The sequence below is a fragment of the Citrobacter sp. LJND-P06 genome (assembly GCF_058188415.1).
On sequence record NZ_CP187317.1, the window covers coordinates 294247 to 310186 of the forward strand.

Sequence of the window (15940 nt, forward strand, 5' to 3'; positions counted from 1 at the left end):
GCATTTTTATGCTCAGTTATTGTGCGTTGATATGGAATAATAACCGTCTGGTGGTGTATAGTATTCAAAGAATTAATTATAATTAATTGATAAACTTATGAAAAAAATCACAACATCTATTCCTGCTCTCGACAAAATTATGCGGGTCTTCGCTTACCTTATGGAGTGCGATGGCGCGACGTTCACGCAGATTCACCAGAATTCAGGGATCGCAAAAAGCAGTACCTCATCTTTACTTACGGGTATGGTTGCTCATGGCTTATTGCGTCAGGAAAAAGACAAGTATTATCTGGGCTTACGCCTTTATGAATTAGGTAATAAAGCCGCAGAACAGTACGATATTAAAAAAATTGCTTTACCGGTTCTGGAAGAAATTCGTGATTCAACAGGTTTAACGTGTCACCTTGGCGTTCTTGAAGGCGACTCCCCTATTTATCTTTTGAAGCTGGAAAGCCCACAGGCTATCGTAATACGCAGTTGGGAAGGGAAGCGCCTCTCTCTGCATAGTTCTGGTTTGGGGAAAGTACTGATTGCCTGGCTTAGCAGTGAAGAACTGGATGATCTGTTGCCTCCCGATCAGGTACTGACCCGATTTACTGATACGACAATTACCGATGTTAATATTCTTAAGCAAGAGTTAGCGGGGATTCGTCGGCGTGGTTGGGGTTATGATAATGAAGAAGATTCTTTGGGGGTTCGTTGCATCGCGGCTCCTGTATTTAATGCCGAAGGGAAGGTAGTTGCGGCATTGAGCGTATCGGGCGTGGCATTTCAAATCCCGGATGAAAAAAGAGAATCGCTCGCGACGCAGATGATGGACGCCAGTCGCCGCCTGTCGTATATGTTGCGCTAGCATTCCGATGGGATCATGCAGAAAAATGCGGGCGTTAAGCCCGCTTATCATTTACAACCCCGCGCGATGTAATACTTTTTTAAGACTGACAATTTGTGCGTCATTTGCAGGTTGTACCGGGGGCATAACTCCTACCGGTATATCGATGCCACTGAGTTGAATTGCTTTTTTGATAATCCCGAAGAAAGGGGTATCCAGACTGTAAATGGTCGATAATGCAGACAGTCTGCGTTGCAGGTTAAACATGGTTTCATATTCTTTTTCACACCATGCACGATAAATGCCACAGGTTAGCTGCGGGGCAAAGTTAGCCGTCGCGGGGATCCCGCCATTTCCGCCCATGATCAATGTATCCATCATATATTCATCATAGCCCGAGAAAACAATAAAATCAGGGCGAACAGGTCTTACTGTATTAATGATTTCACGAATATGGCTAATATTATCCACTGTGTCTTTTATCCCAATGATATTGGGAATGTCATGTGCGAGTCGAGTAATTAATTCAACGCTGAGATCCTGACCGGTGAGCGCCGGAAAGTTATAAAGAATTACCGGTGTTTTTATGTTCTCGGCGACCATTCTGAAATGATGATAAATATAGTCATCAGTCAGTTTCGCATAATAAGGATTGAGAACCAGCACGGCATCAACCTCAAGGTGATCGGCATGCTGACCGTAAGTGATCACATCTTGAGTGCTGGTGCTACTGATCCCTAATAAGACTGGAATTCGATGATTGATGTGCTGAACACAAAACTCGGCGACTTCAAAGCGCTGCTCTTTTGTCATGTGGCAAAATTCACCACCGCTTCCCAGTAATAATACACCGTCGACCTGGTTATCAATAAGATGATCGAGCAAAGTCGCCATCCCTTTCTTATCTAATTCTCCCTGCGCGTTGACAATAGTGGGTACAGGCGGAAAGACGCCTTTAAATTTTTCTGTTTGCATGATGTATTTATCCTTAAAAGCAGGTGGGCTAAAAATGACTCAGCCCACCAGGGAAATTATTTAATCCAGGCGCCCGCCATTAATGAGGTTGCGTTGGTCGTAAATTGCTTAAAGATGCCACGTCGATGTGAATAATCGGGTTTCGTCCAGTTCACCCGACGGTCTTCAAGGCAGCGCTGGATTTCCTCTTCTGTTTTATACTCGCCGTTAATGCCCACAATGTTGAGTTTGCGCCCTTTGACATCCATCTCAATGAGATCGCCTTCTTCGACAAGCGCGATGGGGCCGCCATCCGCAGCTTCCGGAGAAACATGACCGACGCACGGTCCGCTGGTGGCGCCAGAAAAACGACCATCGGTAATCAGCGCGACTTTGCCATCAAGACGTTTGTCGTAAACAATCGCGTCTGTTGTCATGAGCATTTCTGGCGCGCCTGACCCCCTGGCGCCTTCATAACGAATAAAAATGACATCGCCCGGTTCGATATGGTTATGAATAATGGCTTGCTGCGCATCCTCTTCAGAATTGAAGACGCGCGCAGGCCCTGTATGGTGGTGCATATCTGGCGCGCACGCTGCATATTTGATCACCGCACCTTCTGGCGCGATATTGCCTTTGAGCACGGCAATTGAGCCTTTCTTGGTGGCATTTTCTGGTTTACGAATCACCTCTTCTGGACTGACTTTATAATTACTGAGGTATCCGTGGTTACGGGTAAAAAAGCCAGATTGATGGAGCATCTCCAGGTTGTCGCCCAGTGTGCGCCCCGTTACCGTCAGGACATCCAGATCCAGATAGTCGCGAAGATACCATTGCACCATTGGTACGCCGCCTGCGAACCACATCATTTCAGTGACGTACTGACCGCTGGGTTGAATATTGGTGAGATAAGGGATCTGATTGTTAATCTGGTCAAACAGTTCCGGTTTGAGCTCCCAACCTAGCTCATGAGCGATTGCCGGAAGATGGATCATGGCGTTGGTACTGCCACCAATGGCGGCATGCACCTTAATGGCGTTTTCAAACGCAGCCGGGGTGAGAATTTTGTGTGTTGTGATATTTTTTTCTGCCAGATAGAGCGCCTGATGGCCCGCGCTACGTGCGATGCGACGGATCTCGGCCAGCGTAGAAGGTAGTAATGCACTTCCCGGTAAGGCCAGTCCTAGCGCTTCAGACATGCACTGCATAGTGCTGGCCGTTCCCATAAACTGACAAGCGCCTGCTGTAGGACAACCGCACTGCTGCATGGCTTCCACCTGCTGGATGCCTATCTCGCCTTTCTTGAGTTTGGCAGTAATGCCACCAAGATCGGAGGTACTCATATTGGGGGCCGGACGCATTGAGCCACCGGGGATATGCAGCATAGGTAAATTCAGGCGTGCAGCGGCGATCAGATGTGCCGGGATAGATTTATCGCAGCTTGAGATCAGGATGCCTGCATCATAGGGCACGACGGAAGCGTGGATTTCGACCATATTCGCGATAGCCTCACGGGAGGCTAAAATATAGTTCATCCCATCATGTCCCTGGCCCCAGCCATCGCAAATATCGGTCACATGATGGCGAACCGCACGACCGCCACTTTCATGGATACCTAATACGGCTTCATCGCCCAGATGATTGAGATGAAAGCTGCCCGGATGACTTTCGCCATAGCAGTCATCCACCAGAACTTGCAGCTTATTAACATCTTCTTTGGTGTAATTCATCCCAAGACGCAAGGCGTCCAGTTGTGACCACAGGTCACGGGCTTGTTGGCATTTCTGACTCATTTGGCGATTCCTTCTTGTTTCAGCGACGTATCGGACGCCGGTGCATGATGAGTGTTGTTACTGCCAGCAGGACGGGCGGTAACAGAAGGTAGACTGAAAAGCAGTGCGACAGCGATGAGCAACGCGGCAACCAGGACCGTCATCCCAGCCGTTTGTGAGAACGAGACGGTTAACAGTCCCACCAGATAAGGACCGATAAAACCGCCGATATTGCCCAGTGCGTTGATTGTGCCGCGTACACCTCCCAGGACATTGGGTGCAAAGAGTAACGGTGGTAATGTCCAGAAAGGTCCCGCATAGGCCTGCAGGAAGAAGCCGCAGATGACCATCATGCCGTATGAAAGCCAGACGCTATCTTTCAACATTAAGGAGAGTGCGAGGCAAGCGGCAAAACCCAGCAATGGAATGGCCGTATAGAGGCGGCGATTCATTGTTTTGTCGCACCATTTTGCAATGTAATACTGACCGACGATGCACAAAATATAAGGTGCAGCAGTAAGCAAACCGACGATGGTCATCCCGCTGCCTGTCAGGTGTTTAATCAGATTAGGCATCCAGAGAGCAAAACCGTAGAAACCGACCTGCACGAAGAAATAGATACCGATAAGCTTCCACAAATTAATACTGCGCAGGACACTGCGGATACTGTTTGTATCTCCGCCGATGGCGAGTGCGCGGTCTGACTGCAATTTCTGCTCTATCCAGGCACGTTCTTTAGGATCCAGCCATTTGGCCTGGTGAGGATGGTCAGAGACCAAAGGCAACCAGACAAACAGCAGGCCCAGGGAAAGTAAGCCTTCGATAATAAACATTTCTCGCCAGCCATACGTTTCGATTAACCACCCGGAAAGTGGCCCGGTGATAATAGAAGCCGCGGCAAGGTTCATCTGGAAATAGGCAATCGCCCTGGCGCGTTCTTCATTGGGGAACCAGTGACCAATTAGTGCCAGAATGGCGGGATAGACTGCGCCTTCAGCAACGCCAAGGACAAAGCGGATAATTAACAACTGTGTGGGGGTCTGTACGAAGCCTGTCAACAGCGCAAATCCGCCCCACGCAACGATTGTCCAGGCGATTAATTTCTTGGCGCTTAATCGTTCCGCGATTTGACCGCCGGGAATTTGCAAAAAGATATATCCAATAAAGAAAATCCCTGCAACCAGACCGGCGAAAGAGGCGGTCATGCCAAGGTCTTCCTCCATTCCCCCTGCTATCCCAATAGCGATATTCGTCCTGTCCATGTAAGCCACGATATAGACGAGGATGGTTGCTGGAATGATGTGTAGCCAGCGTCCTCGTGTAGTCGGTTTGTCGATTTCAATGCTCATTAGCACATCCCTTTATATAAAATAGTGTGTTCTGTGTATGGAACTATTGTTCTGCATGTAAATACTATGAGGGGATATTTTTTTAGCGTCAATTCCATGCTTAAAGAAAGGTTATGTTTTGTGATTTGCTTCATATCCTGTTGTTAACGGCTGTGGAATATCCGTCTCCTTGCTTAAAACAGGCCAGTTTTGCGAAGCGATAGCAAAACTGTGTCACCCTTCACAGGATGAACCTTTCTTCTTATTTTCGGGTTGTGTGCATCAGATATCTTACAATAAATTCCATGGGTAGAATTTATGTTCTGTATATGGAACTTGAATTATGAGGAGAATCAAAATGGTTACAACGGCAATATTTCCGTCGCGCTACGTTCAGGGGAAAGGGGCATTAACAACACATTTGCCTCAGGAACTTGCATCTTTAGGTCATAAAGCGCTTATTTTACAAGATCCTGTGGTTTATAAGGGGTATCAGGATATTCTCGCGTCGGCACTTCGCGGCGTGATTGATTTTGAGATTGAGGTGTTCAATAGTGAATGCAGCGATGAAGAGATCGCCCGAATTTCTTCGCGCGCGCAGCAGACTGGGGCAGATGTTATTGTAGGTATGGGCGGTGGAAAAACATTAGATACAGCCAAAGCAACAGGGGCAAGTTTGCGCCTTCCGATTGCTGTCGTCCCCACGCTGGCCTCAACAGACGCTCCCTGCAGTTCATTAGTGGTTATCTATACACCGGAAGGTAAATTCAAACGTTATCTGATGATCCCTCGTAATCCCACACTGGTGCTGGTGGACAGTGCGATTATTGCCGCAGCCCCGGTTCGTTTCTTAATCTCTGGTATGGGGGATGCGCTGGCAACCTGGTTTGAAGCGGAAGATTGTCGGATAAAAGGGGCCGGTAATATGACCTCCCGTCCAGGACCGATGACCGCTTTTGAACTGGCGCGTTTCTGTTACAACACGTTGATCCGCTATGGCCAATTGGCAAAGCTGGCTTGTGAGCAACATAAGGTTACGCCAGCACTGGAGCATATTATTGAAGCCAACACCCTTTTATCCGGACTTGGTTTTGAAAGTGGAGGACTGGCGGCAGCGCATGCTATTCATAATGGTTTAACAGTACTTCCCGCAACGCATCAGTACTGGCACGGCGAAAAGGTTGCCTTTGGTACGCTGGCAATGTTGCTATTAACTGACAGGGCACCTGAACTCATTGAAGAGGTGTATCAGTTCTGCGAAGAAGTAGGACTGCCGACAACGCTGGCAGACATTGGTCTGACTGATGTCAGTGACGAAGAGCTATTGGCGGTAGCACAGGCAGCCTGCCAGCCGGGAGAAACCATTCATAATGAGCCGTGTGAAATTACACCAGACGCCGTTCTTGCAGCATTGAGAGCTGCAGATGCGGTTGGACAAACCCGAAAAGGAAAAATAAAGTCACTCAGATAGGACTAAAAATGCCCGTTAGTGTTTCTCTAATGGGCGTTTTTTGATTAAGACGCTAACGACAGTTGGCGTTTATCCAGATATTCCGCCAGCCAGTGGGTGATGCGGGACTGCTGTTCGGCGTTGAGCCACATCCCTTCTTTGGTGCGACGCCACAGCGCATCGTCTGCGCGGCGTACCCACTCGTGCTCGACCAGATACTTCAACTCCGCTTCGTAAAACTCGTGACCGAAATCTTCGCCTAAGTCCGCAATCGACGTGGCTTCGCCCAGGATCCATTCCGTGTTGCTGCCGTAAGTGCGCGAGTAGTGGCGCGCCAGCGATTCCGTCAGGAAAGGGTAGCGGCGGCGCAGTTTTGCTGCGTAATCTTCGCGGTCATTGCCAATCTCGCCGCCTGGCAGGATGCACTCTTTGGTCCAGGCCGGGCCAATGCCCTGATAGTAAGACGACAGTTTTTCCACCGCGTGTTCGGCCAGCTTACGGTAGGTGGTCAGCTTGCCGCCAAACACAGACAGCAGCGGGGCTTTGCCGTTTTCGTCGTGAATATCCAGCGTGTAGTCACGCGTGATGGCCTGCGGCGAATCGGATTCGTCATCACACAGCGGGCGTACGCCAGAGTAAGTCCAGACGATATCGTCGCGCCCCAGTTGTTTCTTAAAGTGCGCGTTGTAGACCTTCAGCAGGTAATTGATTTCACTTTCGTCAATTTTCACCGCTTTCGGGTCGCCGTTATATTCAACGTCGGTGGTGCCGATTATCGAGAACTCATCCATCCACGGGATCACAAACACAATGCGTTTGTCTTCGTTTTGCAGGATGTAAGCCTGCTTCTGCGTGTGGACGCGTGGCACGACGATGTGGCTGCCTTTGATCAGGCGGATACCGTACGGTGAAGGCAGATGCATACCGTCGTCGAAGAACTGCTTCACCCACGGGCCCGTCGCGTTGACCAGGCCACGCGCCTGCCAGGTCAGTTTTTTACCGGTATCGATGTCTTCCGCTTCCACGACCCACAAACCGTTTTCGCGGCGGGCGGAGGTCGCACGGGTACGGGTTAACACTTCACCCCCTTTGCGAACCACCATTTGGGCGTTTGCCAGAACCAGTCGCGCATCGTCTACCCAGCAGTCAGAATATTCGAAACCGCGCACGATCTCAGGTTTCAGCACAGAGTCTGCGCCAAAACGCAAACCGGTTGAACCGGGTAAACTGGTGCGTTTGCCCAGGTTATCGTACATAAAAAGACCGACACGGATCATCCATGCCGGGCGTAGGTGCGGGCGGTGCGGCAGACGAAAACGCATCGGGAAGGCGATATGCGGCGCCATTTTCAACAGTACTTCACGCTCGGCCAGCGCTTCGCTGACCAGGCGGAATTCGTAGTGTTCCAGGTAGCGCAAGCCACCGTGGATGAGTTTAGAACTGGCAGAGGAGGTGGCGCAGGCTAAATCCTGCGCTTCCAGCATCAGCACGGATAAACCACGTCCAGCGGCGTCTGCCGCGATACCGGCACCGTTAATGCCCCCGCCTATCACAATCAGATCTTTGGTTTCCATGCTGCCCTCTTACGCTTTCGTTATAGCTCAGAAATGTTCGTTATCGAACATAATAGCAAAGAAACGCGCCATTGGTAACATCGAAAAAACATTTTAGAGTGATACATATAACATTATGGTGTTTACCTGCCGTCTGAACGTACACTGGGCGTTACTATGGCTTACCGGTAATAAAAGAAAGAGAGTCTATGGATCAGTTTGAATGTATTAATGTTGAAGAAGCTCATCAAAAACTGCATCACGGAAAGGCGGTACTGGTCGATATCCGCGATCCGCAAAGTTTTGCGATGGGACATGCGCCGCACGCGTTCCATCTGACCAATGACACGCTGGGTACGTTTATGCGCGAGCATGACTTTGATAACGTGGTGATGGTGATGTGCTACCACGGAAACAGCAGCAAAGGGGCGGCGCAGTATCTTCTCCAGCAGGGCTATGACGCGGTCTACAGTATTGATGGCGGTTTTGATGCCTGGCACCGCCATTTTCCCTCAGAGGTGGCATACGGCTCGTAAGCCTTTATACTGTCCTCTTTTGTGTGGACTAAGCGACAGCAACGATGTTGATGATTACCTCTTTTGCTAACCCCCGCGTGGCGCAGGCATTTGTTGATTATATGGCGACGCAGGGCGTTATCCTGACGATTCAACAACATGACCAAAGCGACGTCTGGCTGGCGGATGAATCCCAGGCCGGGCGTGTACAGGCGGAGCTGGCGCGATTCCTCGAAAACCCGGGCGATCCGCGTTATCTGGCGGCGAGCTGGCAGTCCGGTCATACCGACAGCGGGCTCCACTACCGCCGTTTCCCGTTTATTGCCACGCTGCGTGAACGGGCAGGCCCCGTGACCTGGCTGGTCATGGCGGCATGCATTCTGGTGTTTCTCGCGATGAACATCATGGGCGATCAGAACGTGATGCTGTGGCTGGCCTGGCCGTTTGACCCGTCGCTGAAATATGAGTTCTGGCGCTATTTCACCCACGCGTTTATGCACTTCTCGCTGATGCACATTCTCTTTAACCTGCTGTGGTGGTGGTACCTTGGCGGGGCGGTCGAAAAACGTCTGGGCAGCGGCAAATTGATCGTCATTACGGTGATCAGCGCACTGCTGAGCGGCTATGTGCAGCAGAAATTTAGCGGCCCGTGGTTTGGCGGGCTTTCGGGTGTTGTTTACGCCTTGATGGGGTATGTCTGGCTGCGCGGTGAACGCGATCCGCAAAGTGGCATATACCTTCAGCGTGGTTTGATTATTTTTGCGTTGATTTGGATAGTGGCTGGCTGGTTTGACATGTTTGGGATGTCGATGGCGAATGGCGCACACATCGCCGGGCTGGCGGTAGGTTTGGCAATGGCATTGGCTGATACTGTTAATGTGCGAAAACGAACATAGAAATTCGCCCACGGGCTGCAACAATAACGCCTGCTGGACGAATTTCATAATTCCAGGGATTCAGAATGAAACAAACACAACGACATGATGCGATCATTGAACTGGTAAAAAAGCAGGGATACGTCAGCACCGAGGAGTTGGTGGAGCATTTCTCCGTCAGCCCGCAGACGATTCGCCGCGATCTCAACGAACTGGCCGATCAGAATATGATTCTGCGTCATCACGGTGGTGCGGCGCTGCCTTCCAGTTCCGTGAACACGCCATGGCATGATCGAAAAGCAACGCAGACGGCGGAAAAAGAGCGTATCGCGCGTAAAGTCGCCACGCAAATACCGAATGGCTCCACGCTGTTTATCGACATCGGTACAACGCCGGAGGCGGTCGCGCATGCGCTGCTGGATCACAGCAATCTGCGTATTGTGACCAACAACCTCAACGTGGCGAACACGCTGATGGTGAAAGAGGATTTTCGCATTATTCTGGCCGGCGGTGAGCTTCGCAGCCGTGATGGCGGGATCATTGGCGAAGCAACGCTCGATTTTATCTCTCAGTTCCGCCTCGATTTTGGCATTCTGGGGATCAGCGGCATCGATAGCGACGGCTCATTGCTGGAGTTTGATTATCACGAAGTACGCACCAAGCGCGCGATCATTGAAAATTCACGCCACGTCATGCTGGTGGTGGATCACTCGAAGTTTGGTCGTAATGCGATGGTGAACATGGGCAGCATTAGTCTGGTCGATGCGGTCTATACCGATACCATGCCGCCCGCAGGCGTGATGCAGGTGATTGCAGAGCATCATATTCAGCTGGAGCTGTGCTAATGACGTTTGCCGGATGACAGCTAAAAAATCACCCGCCTCGCAGGCCCGGTAAGCGCTAGCGCCACCGGGCAAAATCACACCCCATAACCCATCATCTTCAACAATTGCTGCGCGTGCTGCACCGCATCCTGCCGGTGTGCGACGCCAAGTTTCTGATACAGGTTGCGAATGTGCGTTTTGATGGTGGTTGCGGCGACTGCCAGCTCGCCCGCGATCTGTTCATTGCTGTAACCGGAATAGATAAGCCCCAGAACCTGCCATTCACGTTGTGTCAGCGGGCTGGTGCGGATCAGTTCCGGCACCTCCGGGTGCGTAAGCAAACGCTCAACGAAACCCTCGTCAAAATGGGCGAACTTATGTCGGTGATGCTGGTTAATCTCCCGCAGGATACGTTGCGCCCGATGTTGATCGAGTTCCGGCAGCATGTTGAGCTGAAGCAACTGGCGAAGTTGCTGCGCCATCGCTTCCCCTTCAATCACAAAATGGCTGATGAAACCGGTACGATTCGCCAGTTGCAGCGCCTCAAGCAGCACGCGCTGGGCATCGTTTTTACGTCCGGCCTGCCAGTACAGTTGGTTGAGCAGCAGCAGGTTGCGGTTCAGATCGCTCATCAAACGCAGGCTACGTGCATTTTCGTTCAGCTCTTCCAGCACAATTTCTGCGGGTTCGAACTCGCCTAACAGGATCTGCACCCTGGCAATGTTGCGCCACTGGCTTTGCAGGAAGTGGTTGTTGGCAAACTCCGGTTTTGGCGTGTGTCGCAGCCAGTGAGCGGCCGATTTTTTATCGCCCGTCATCTGCCAGTAAATCACCCGCACTTTATCCGCATTGGAGATCCAGTCACTGTGATACTGGCCGTTGCCCAACAGGTTTTCCAGCCGGTTCAACTGGCTACGGGCATTATCCAGATCGCCACGCGCCAGCGAGCATTGCACAAGGAGCGCCAGACACTGCAACTGCTGTTGCGGCTGGAAGCCAGAGAGCACATCAATGCCGCTACGGGCTGAGGCTTCAGCCTCATCCAGACGCGCCCACGCCCACAGGAGCTGCGCGCGAATGCGTACCAGGAATTCGTGCATCGGTAACTGTTCCAGGTGCTGATCTTTGATCAACTGGAACGCTTTCTCTTGCGTTTCCCAGGCCGCTTGCAGGAAGCCCTGGGCAAACAAAATTTCGCTTTGCTGGATAAGGCTCCACAGCGCGTAGTGCCAGACGTCATGGTGGCGCGCCATTTGCTCCGTTTGCTGCATCAATGACAGCGACTGGGCAAGATCGCCTTTACAGTGCAGAACTTCACCGTGTACGGAAGTGGCAACAATTCGGCTATAGAACCAGGCAATCGGCAGTTCGTCCAGCGCCAGTTTTGCCAGCCGTTCCGCTTCATCCGGGTTGCCGTCGTTAATCGCCACCTGTGCGCGTAGCGCGTTAAACTCCGCGTGAAGTGTACCTTCCATCACGCCGTTGATCTCTTGCTCGGCGCGCGCCAGCAGGGTGTTGACCTCGCTGTAACGGTGTTGGCTTTGCATCAGCCAGGCTTGCAGCAGCACCAGTCGTGGATTTTCCAGCAGGCTTTCCCACGGCAGCGCTTTCAGTGACTCTTCCAGCAACGCCAGTTCGCTGTGGTTGAACAGGCCCCACGCATGATTAAGCAGAATGTCGCGCAGCATATGTGCGTCGCCTGCCGCCAGCGCATGGTGAATGGCTTCGCTGGGGAACCCCTGCGCCATCCAGCTTTCGGCGGCGGCGCGGTGAATTTCCGGCAGCTCGGTCGCCAGTTCCCACTGGCAACGCTGACGTAAAAAGTTGCCAAATAGCGGGTGATAACTAAACCATTCACCGGTGTCATCCATCCGTTGCAGAAACAGACCCTGACGTTCAATCTCTTCCAGGCGCATTTGGCCGTTTTCTTCGCCAGTAACACGGCCGATGAGGGCGTCATTCATGGAGCGTAAAACAGCGCTTTTTAACAGGAAGTGACGGGTGTCAACATCGACGCTGTCCAGCACTTCATCCACCAGATAATCAGACAAGTGGCTGGCGTTGATCCCCGCCAGGCGACGGGCCGACTGGTGAGCGGGGCTATTGTTCTGGCGGGCGGAAAGGGCAATAAGCTGTAGCGCCGTTGCCCAGCCAGCGACGTCGTCACACATCCGACTGCTTTCAGCGGCTTCAATCGGGGAAGATAAACGACGGTCAAAAAACTGTTTGGCTTCCTGGTGGTTAAAGGCTAATTGCTGACTGCCTATTTCCAGGAGCTGATCGCGTACGCGCAGGTTGGCGATGCCCAACTGCGGTAAGTTGCGCGACAGTACCACCAGCGTGAGGTTTTCTGGCTGATGACGCAGGAAGAAGCGCATCGACTCATGGATAACCGGGTTAGAGATGAGATGGTAATCGTCAATGACCAGATACAGCGGGCGATGCCATTCTGCCAGTTCGATAAACAACTGGGCAAAAAGTGACGTCAGGCTGGCGTACTGGCGCTTTTGCACCATCACTTCACTGGTCGAGCAGTGTCCGCCAGTGGCTTGCTGGATAGCGGCAATCAGATAGCTGGCAAATCGCTCTTGCTGATTGTCACCTTCATCCAGTGAGAACCAACCTAACTCATTTTTTCCGGCCGCCCATTGTGAAATGAGCGTGGTTTTCCCGTAACCAGCAGGACTTGTGATTAGGGCTAACCTGAAATTGTTCGCGCCGGAAAGTTTAGCCAACAGGCGCTCACGAACCACTGTATGGTCGAGTCGAACCGGACGACTTAATTTAGACGGAATCAACATAGTTAATCACTTCACTGTGAGGAAATGGGGAAAAACGATTTTTTTTGCGCTTCGTAATTAATAGATATAAGGTCGGACAGAAACCGGTTTAATGCAAGTTAAGCGGACTTTTTGTGCTTCTGAATTTGCACTATGTCACAAATATAAATATATCTGCTTGGAAACGCTCTTTTATCGTCTGAATGTGCGCGGATCCTGGATTGATACCTTATTCAGGCTGTTTCAGAGCATGTCATCAGCGCTGCATTGCGACTGCGTTTTTGTCATGAATATCGTCATTTTTCGTTTCGGGAGAATAAACATTTACGAAAAAGTGATAAACCAGGGGGGTATTTTAGGTTAGAAATTATTTCCGTATTTACATGTTCTTTCTAAATGATATTCCACAATTTTTCCTGGCCTCTGTTTATTCCCTTCGAGAATGCGTAAAACAATGTATGGCTTGCAGGGATCTGTGTGGTCATTCTGAGCATTGACGGGTCATCGCACTATCATTAAGTGGCGGCGATCACATTTTTATGCTCATCCCCACTACTCCTCCCCGCCTAATCCCCGGTGGGAGGAGGAAGGTCAACAACGAGCCAGGCAAACTAGCAATAACGTTGTTTTATTACCTGAGGACCCGGAATTCCTATGTCACAGCCTACCTTTAATAAAGAGCAATTTCAGGCTGCCCTGACGCGTCAGTGGCAGCGTTTCGGTTTACTGTCGGCTGCAGAGATGACGTCTCGTCAATGGTGGCAGGCTGTTAGCGGCGCACTGGCTGAGTTACTCAGCGCGCAACCCGCGGCAAAACCGGCGAAAAATCAGCGCCATGTTAACTACATCTCAATGGAGTTTCTGATTGGCCGCCTGACAGGGAATAACCTGCTTAACCTGGGCTGGTATCAGGAGGTGAGTGACGTGTTGAAAGCACACGACATCAACCTGAGCGACCTGCTGGAAGAAGAAGTCGACCCGGCGCTGGGTAACGGCGGTCTGGGGCGTCTGGCGGCGTGCTTCCTTGACTCGATGGCCACCGTGGGTCAGTCCGCGACAGGCTATGGCCTGAATTATCAGTACGGCCTGTTCCGTCAGTCTTTTGCGGATGGGCAGCAAATGGAAGCGCCAGATGACTGGCATCGCGGGAGTTACCCGTGGTTTCGCCATAACGAAGCGCTGGATGTCCAGGTCGGTATTGGCGGCAAGGTGAGTAAAGACGGCCACTGGGAACCTGGCTTTGTAATAACGGGTCAGGCGTGGGATTTGCCAGTGCTTGGCTATCGCAATGGGATGGCGCAACCGCTACGTCTGTGGCAGGCAACCCATGCGCATCCGTTTAATCTGACCAAATTTAACGATGGCGATTTCCTGCGGGCGGAACAGCAGGGCATCGACGCAGAAAAACTGACGAAAGTGCTGTATCCGAATGACAACCACACCGCAGGCAAAAAGTTGCGCCTGATGCAGCAGTACTTCCAGTGTGCCTGCTCCGTGGCTGACATTCTGCGTCGCCACCACCTGGCGGGTCGCAAGCTGCATGAGCTGGCCGATTTCGAAGTGATTCAACTGAACGACACCCACCCGACTATCGCCATTCCTGAACTACTGCGCGTGCTGCTCGACGAGCACCAGATGAGCTGGGACGATGCGTGGGCGATCACCAGCAAAACCTTCGCTTACACCAACCACACCCTGATGCCGGAAGCGCTCGAGTGCTGGGATGAAAAACTGGTGAAAGCGCTGCTGCCGCGCCATATGCAGATAATCAAAGAGATTAACGACCGCTTTAAGACGCTGGTGGATAAAACCTGGCCGGGCGACAAAGCGGTGTGGGCTAAGCTGGCAGTGGTTCACGACAAACAGGTGCGCATGGCGAACATGTGTGTGGTGAGTGGCTTTGCGGTCAACGGCGTGGCGGCGCTGCACTCGGATCTGGTGGTAAAAGATCTCTTCCCGGAATATCACCAACTGTGGCCGAATAAATTCCATAACGTGACCAACGGCATTACGCCGCGTCGCTGGATCAAACAGTGCAACCCTCAACTTGCCGCGCTGCTCGACAAGTCGCTGAAGAAAGAGTGGGCCAACGATCTCGATCAACTGATCAATCTGGAGAAATTTGCCGACGACGCGAAATTCCGTCAGACGTATCGCGAGATTAAACAGGCGAACAAAATCCGTCTGGCCGAGTTTGTGAAGGTGCGTACCGGGATTGAAATTAACCCGCAGGCGATTTTCGATATCCAGATTAAGCGTCTGCACGAATACAAACGCCAGCATCTGAACCTGCTGCATATTCTGGCTCTCTACAAAGAGATCCGTGAGAACCCGAAAGCAGACCGCGTGCCGCGCGTGTTCTTGTTTGGCGCGAAAGCGGCGCCGGGTTATTACCTGGCGAAGAACATTATCTTTGCGATCAACAAGGTGGCGGAAGCTGTCAATAACGATCCCAAAGTGGGTGACATGCTGAAAGTGGTGTTCCTGCCGGATTACTGTGTCTCGGCGGCGGAAATGCTGATCCCGGCGGCGGATATCTCCGAGCAGATCTCGACGGCCGGTAAGGAAGCGTCCGGCACCGGCAATATGAAGCTGGCGCTGAACGGTGCGCTGACTGTCGGTACGCTGGACGGGGCAAACGTCGAAATCGCCGAGAAGGTGGGCGATGAGAACATCTTTATCTTCGGTCATACCGTGGAAGAGGTGAAAGCGCTGAAAGCCAAAGGTTACGACCCGGTGAAATGGCGTAAAAAAGACAAAGTGCTGGATGCGGTACTCAAAGAGCTGGAAAGCGGGAAGTACAGCGGCGGCGATAAGCACGCGTTTGACCAGATGCTGCATAGCATGGGCAAGCAGGGCGGTGACCCGTATCTGGTGATGGCGGACTTTGCTGCCTACGTTGAGGCGCAAAAGCAGGTCGATGTGCTGTATCGCGACCAGGAAGCCTGGACCCGTGCGGCGATTCTGAATACGGCGCGTTGCGGCATGTTCAGCTCGGATCGTTCCATCCGTGATTATCAGGCCCGCATTTGGCAGGCAAAGCGCTGAGGAAACGCG

At 51.8% G+C, this 15940-nt stretch carries 11 protein-coding genes; 6 read left to right on the plus strand and 5 right to left on the minus strand.

Annotated elements, in window-relative coordinates; translation table 11 throughout:
- Positions 1-97: 97 nt before the first annotated feature.
- Entirely contained in the window at positions 98-853 is a 756-nt protein-coding gene (locus tag ACO7SM_RS01330; protein ID WP_490469413.1) for an IclR family transcriptional regulator, read from the plus strand.
- A 51-nt stretch (positions 854-904) separates the two neighbouring features.
- Here ACO7SM_RS01330 and ACO7SM_RS01335 read toward each other — a convergent pair whose 3' ends face one another.
- Genes ACO7SM_RS01335 through ACO7SM_RS01345 form a run of 3 tightly spaced genes read right to left on the minus strand, consistent with a single transcriptional unit; the run spans position 905 to position 4907 of the window.
- Positions 905-1810, minus strand: coding sequence for a dihydrodipicolinate synthase family protein (locus ACO7SM_RS01335; protein ID WP_490470848.1), 906 nt, complete (start codon positions 1808-1810; stop codon positions 905-907).
- A gap of 53 nt (positions 1811-1863) precedes the next feature.
- Entirely contained in the window at positions 1864-3579 is a 1716-nt protein-coding gene (ilvD, locus tag ACO7SM_RS01340; protein ID WP_490469414.1) for a dihydroxy-acid dehydratase, read from the minus strand.
- On the minus strand, positions 3576-4907 hold the full coding sequence (locus tag ACO7SM_RS01345) for an MFS transporter (RefSeq protein WP_490469415.1): 1332 nt from the start codon (positions 4905-4907) through the stop codon (positions 3576-3578). Before ACO7SM_RS01345 ends, ilvD begins: the two co-directional genes overlap by 4 nt.
- A 337-nt stretch (positions 4908-5244) precedes the next feature.
- Here ACO7SM_RS01345 and ACO7SM_RS01350 point away from each other — a divergent pair, with 337 nt between their 5' ends.
- On the plus strand, positions 5245-6357 hold the full coding sequence (locus ACO7SM_RS01350; protein WP_490470849.1) for a glycerol dehydrogenase: 1113 nt from the start codon (positions 5245-5247) through the stop codon (positions 6355-6357).
- Positions 6358-6401: 44 nt separating this feature from the next.
- Here ACO7SM_RS01350 and glpD read toward each other — a convergent pair whose 3' ends face one another.
- Complete coding sequence (gene glpD, locus ACO7SM_RS01355; protein ID WP_490469416.1) at positions 6402-7910, minus strand: glycerol-3-phosphate dehydrogenase; 1509 nt, start codon at positions 7908-7910, stop codon at positions 6402-6404.
- A gap of 188 nt (positions 7911-8098) precedes the next feature.
- On the opposite strand from glpD, the gene glpE reads away from it, so the two are divergent.
- From glpE to ACO7SM_RS01370, 3 genes are all read left to right on the plus strand, one after another.
- Positions 8099-8425, plus strand: a complete 327-nt coding sequence (glpE, locus tag ACO7SM_RS01360) for a thiosulfate sulfurtransferase GlpE (protein ID WP_490469417.1) — start codon at positions 8099-8101, stop codon at positions 8423-8425.
- Between the two features lie 44 nt (positions 8426-8469).
- Positions 8470-9300, plus strand: a complete 831-nt coding sequence (gene glpG / locus ACO7SM_RS01365) for a rhomboid family intramembrane serine protease GlpG (protein WP_490469418.1) — start codon at positions 8470-8472, stop codon at positions 9298-9300.
- Between the two features lie 65 nt (positions 9301-9365).
- Positions 9366-10124 (plus strand): DeoR/GlpR family transcriptional regulator, encoded by a 759-nt coding sequence (locus tag ACO7SM_RS01370; protein ID WP_192614265.1) that lies wholly within the window; start codon positions 9366-9368, stop codon positions 10122-10124.
- 74 nt (positions 10125-10198) lie between these two features.
- Here the strand turns inward: ACO7SM_RS01370 and malT are convergent, their stop codons facing one another.
- Positions 10199-12904, minus strand: a complete 2706-nt coding sequence (gene malT / locus ACO7SM_RS01375; RefSeq protein WP_490469419.1) for an HTH-type transcriptional regulator MalT — start codon at positions 12902-12904, stop codon at positions 10199-10201.
- A 633-nt stretch (positions 12905-13537) separates the two neighbouring features.
- Between malT and malP the strand changes: the two genes are divergently transcribed.
- Positions 13538-15931 (plus strand): maltodextrin phosphorylase, encoded by a 2394-nt coding sequence (malP, locus tag ACO7SM_RS01380; protein WP_490469420.1) that lies wholly within the window; start codon positions 13538-13540, stop codon positions 15929-15931.
- Positions 15932-15940 lie beyond the last annotated feature (9 nt).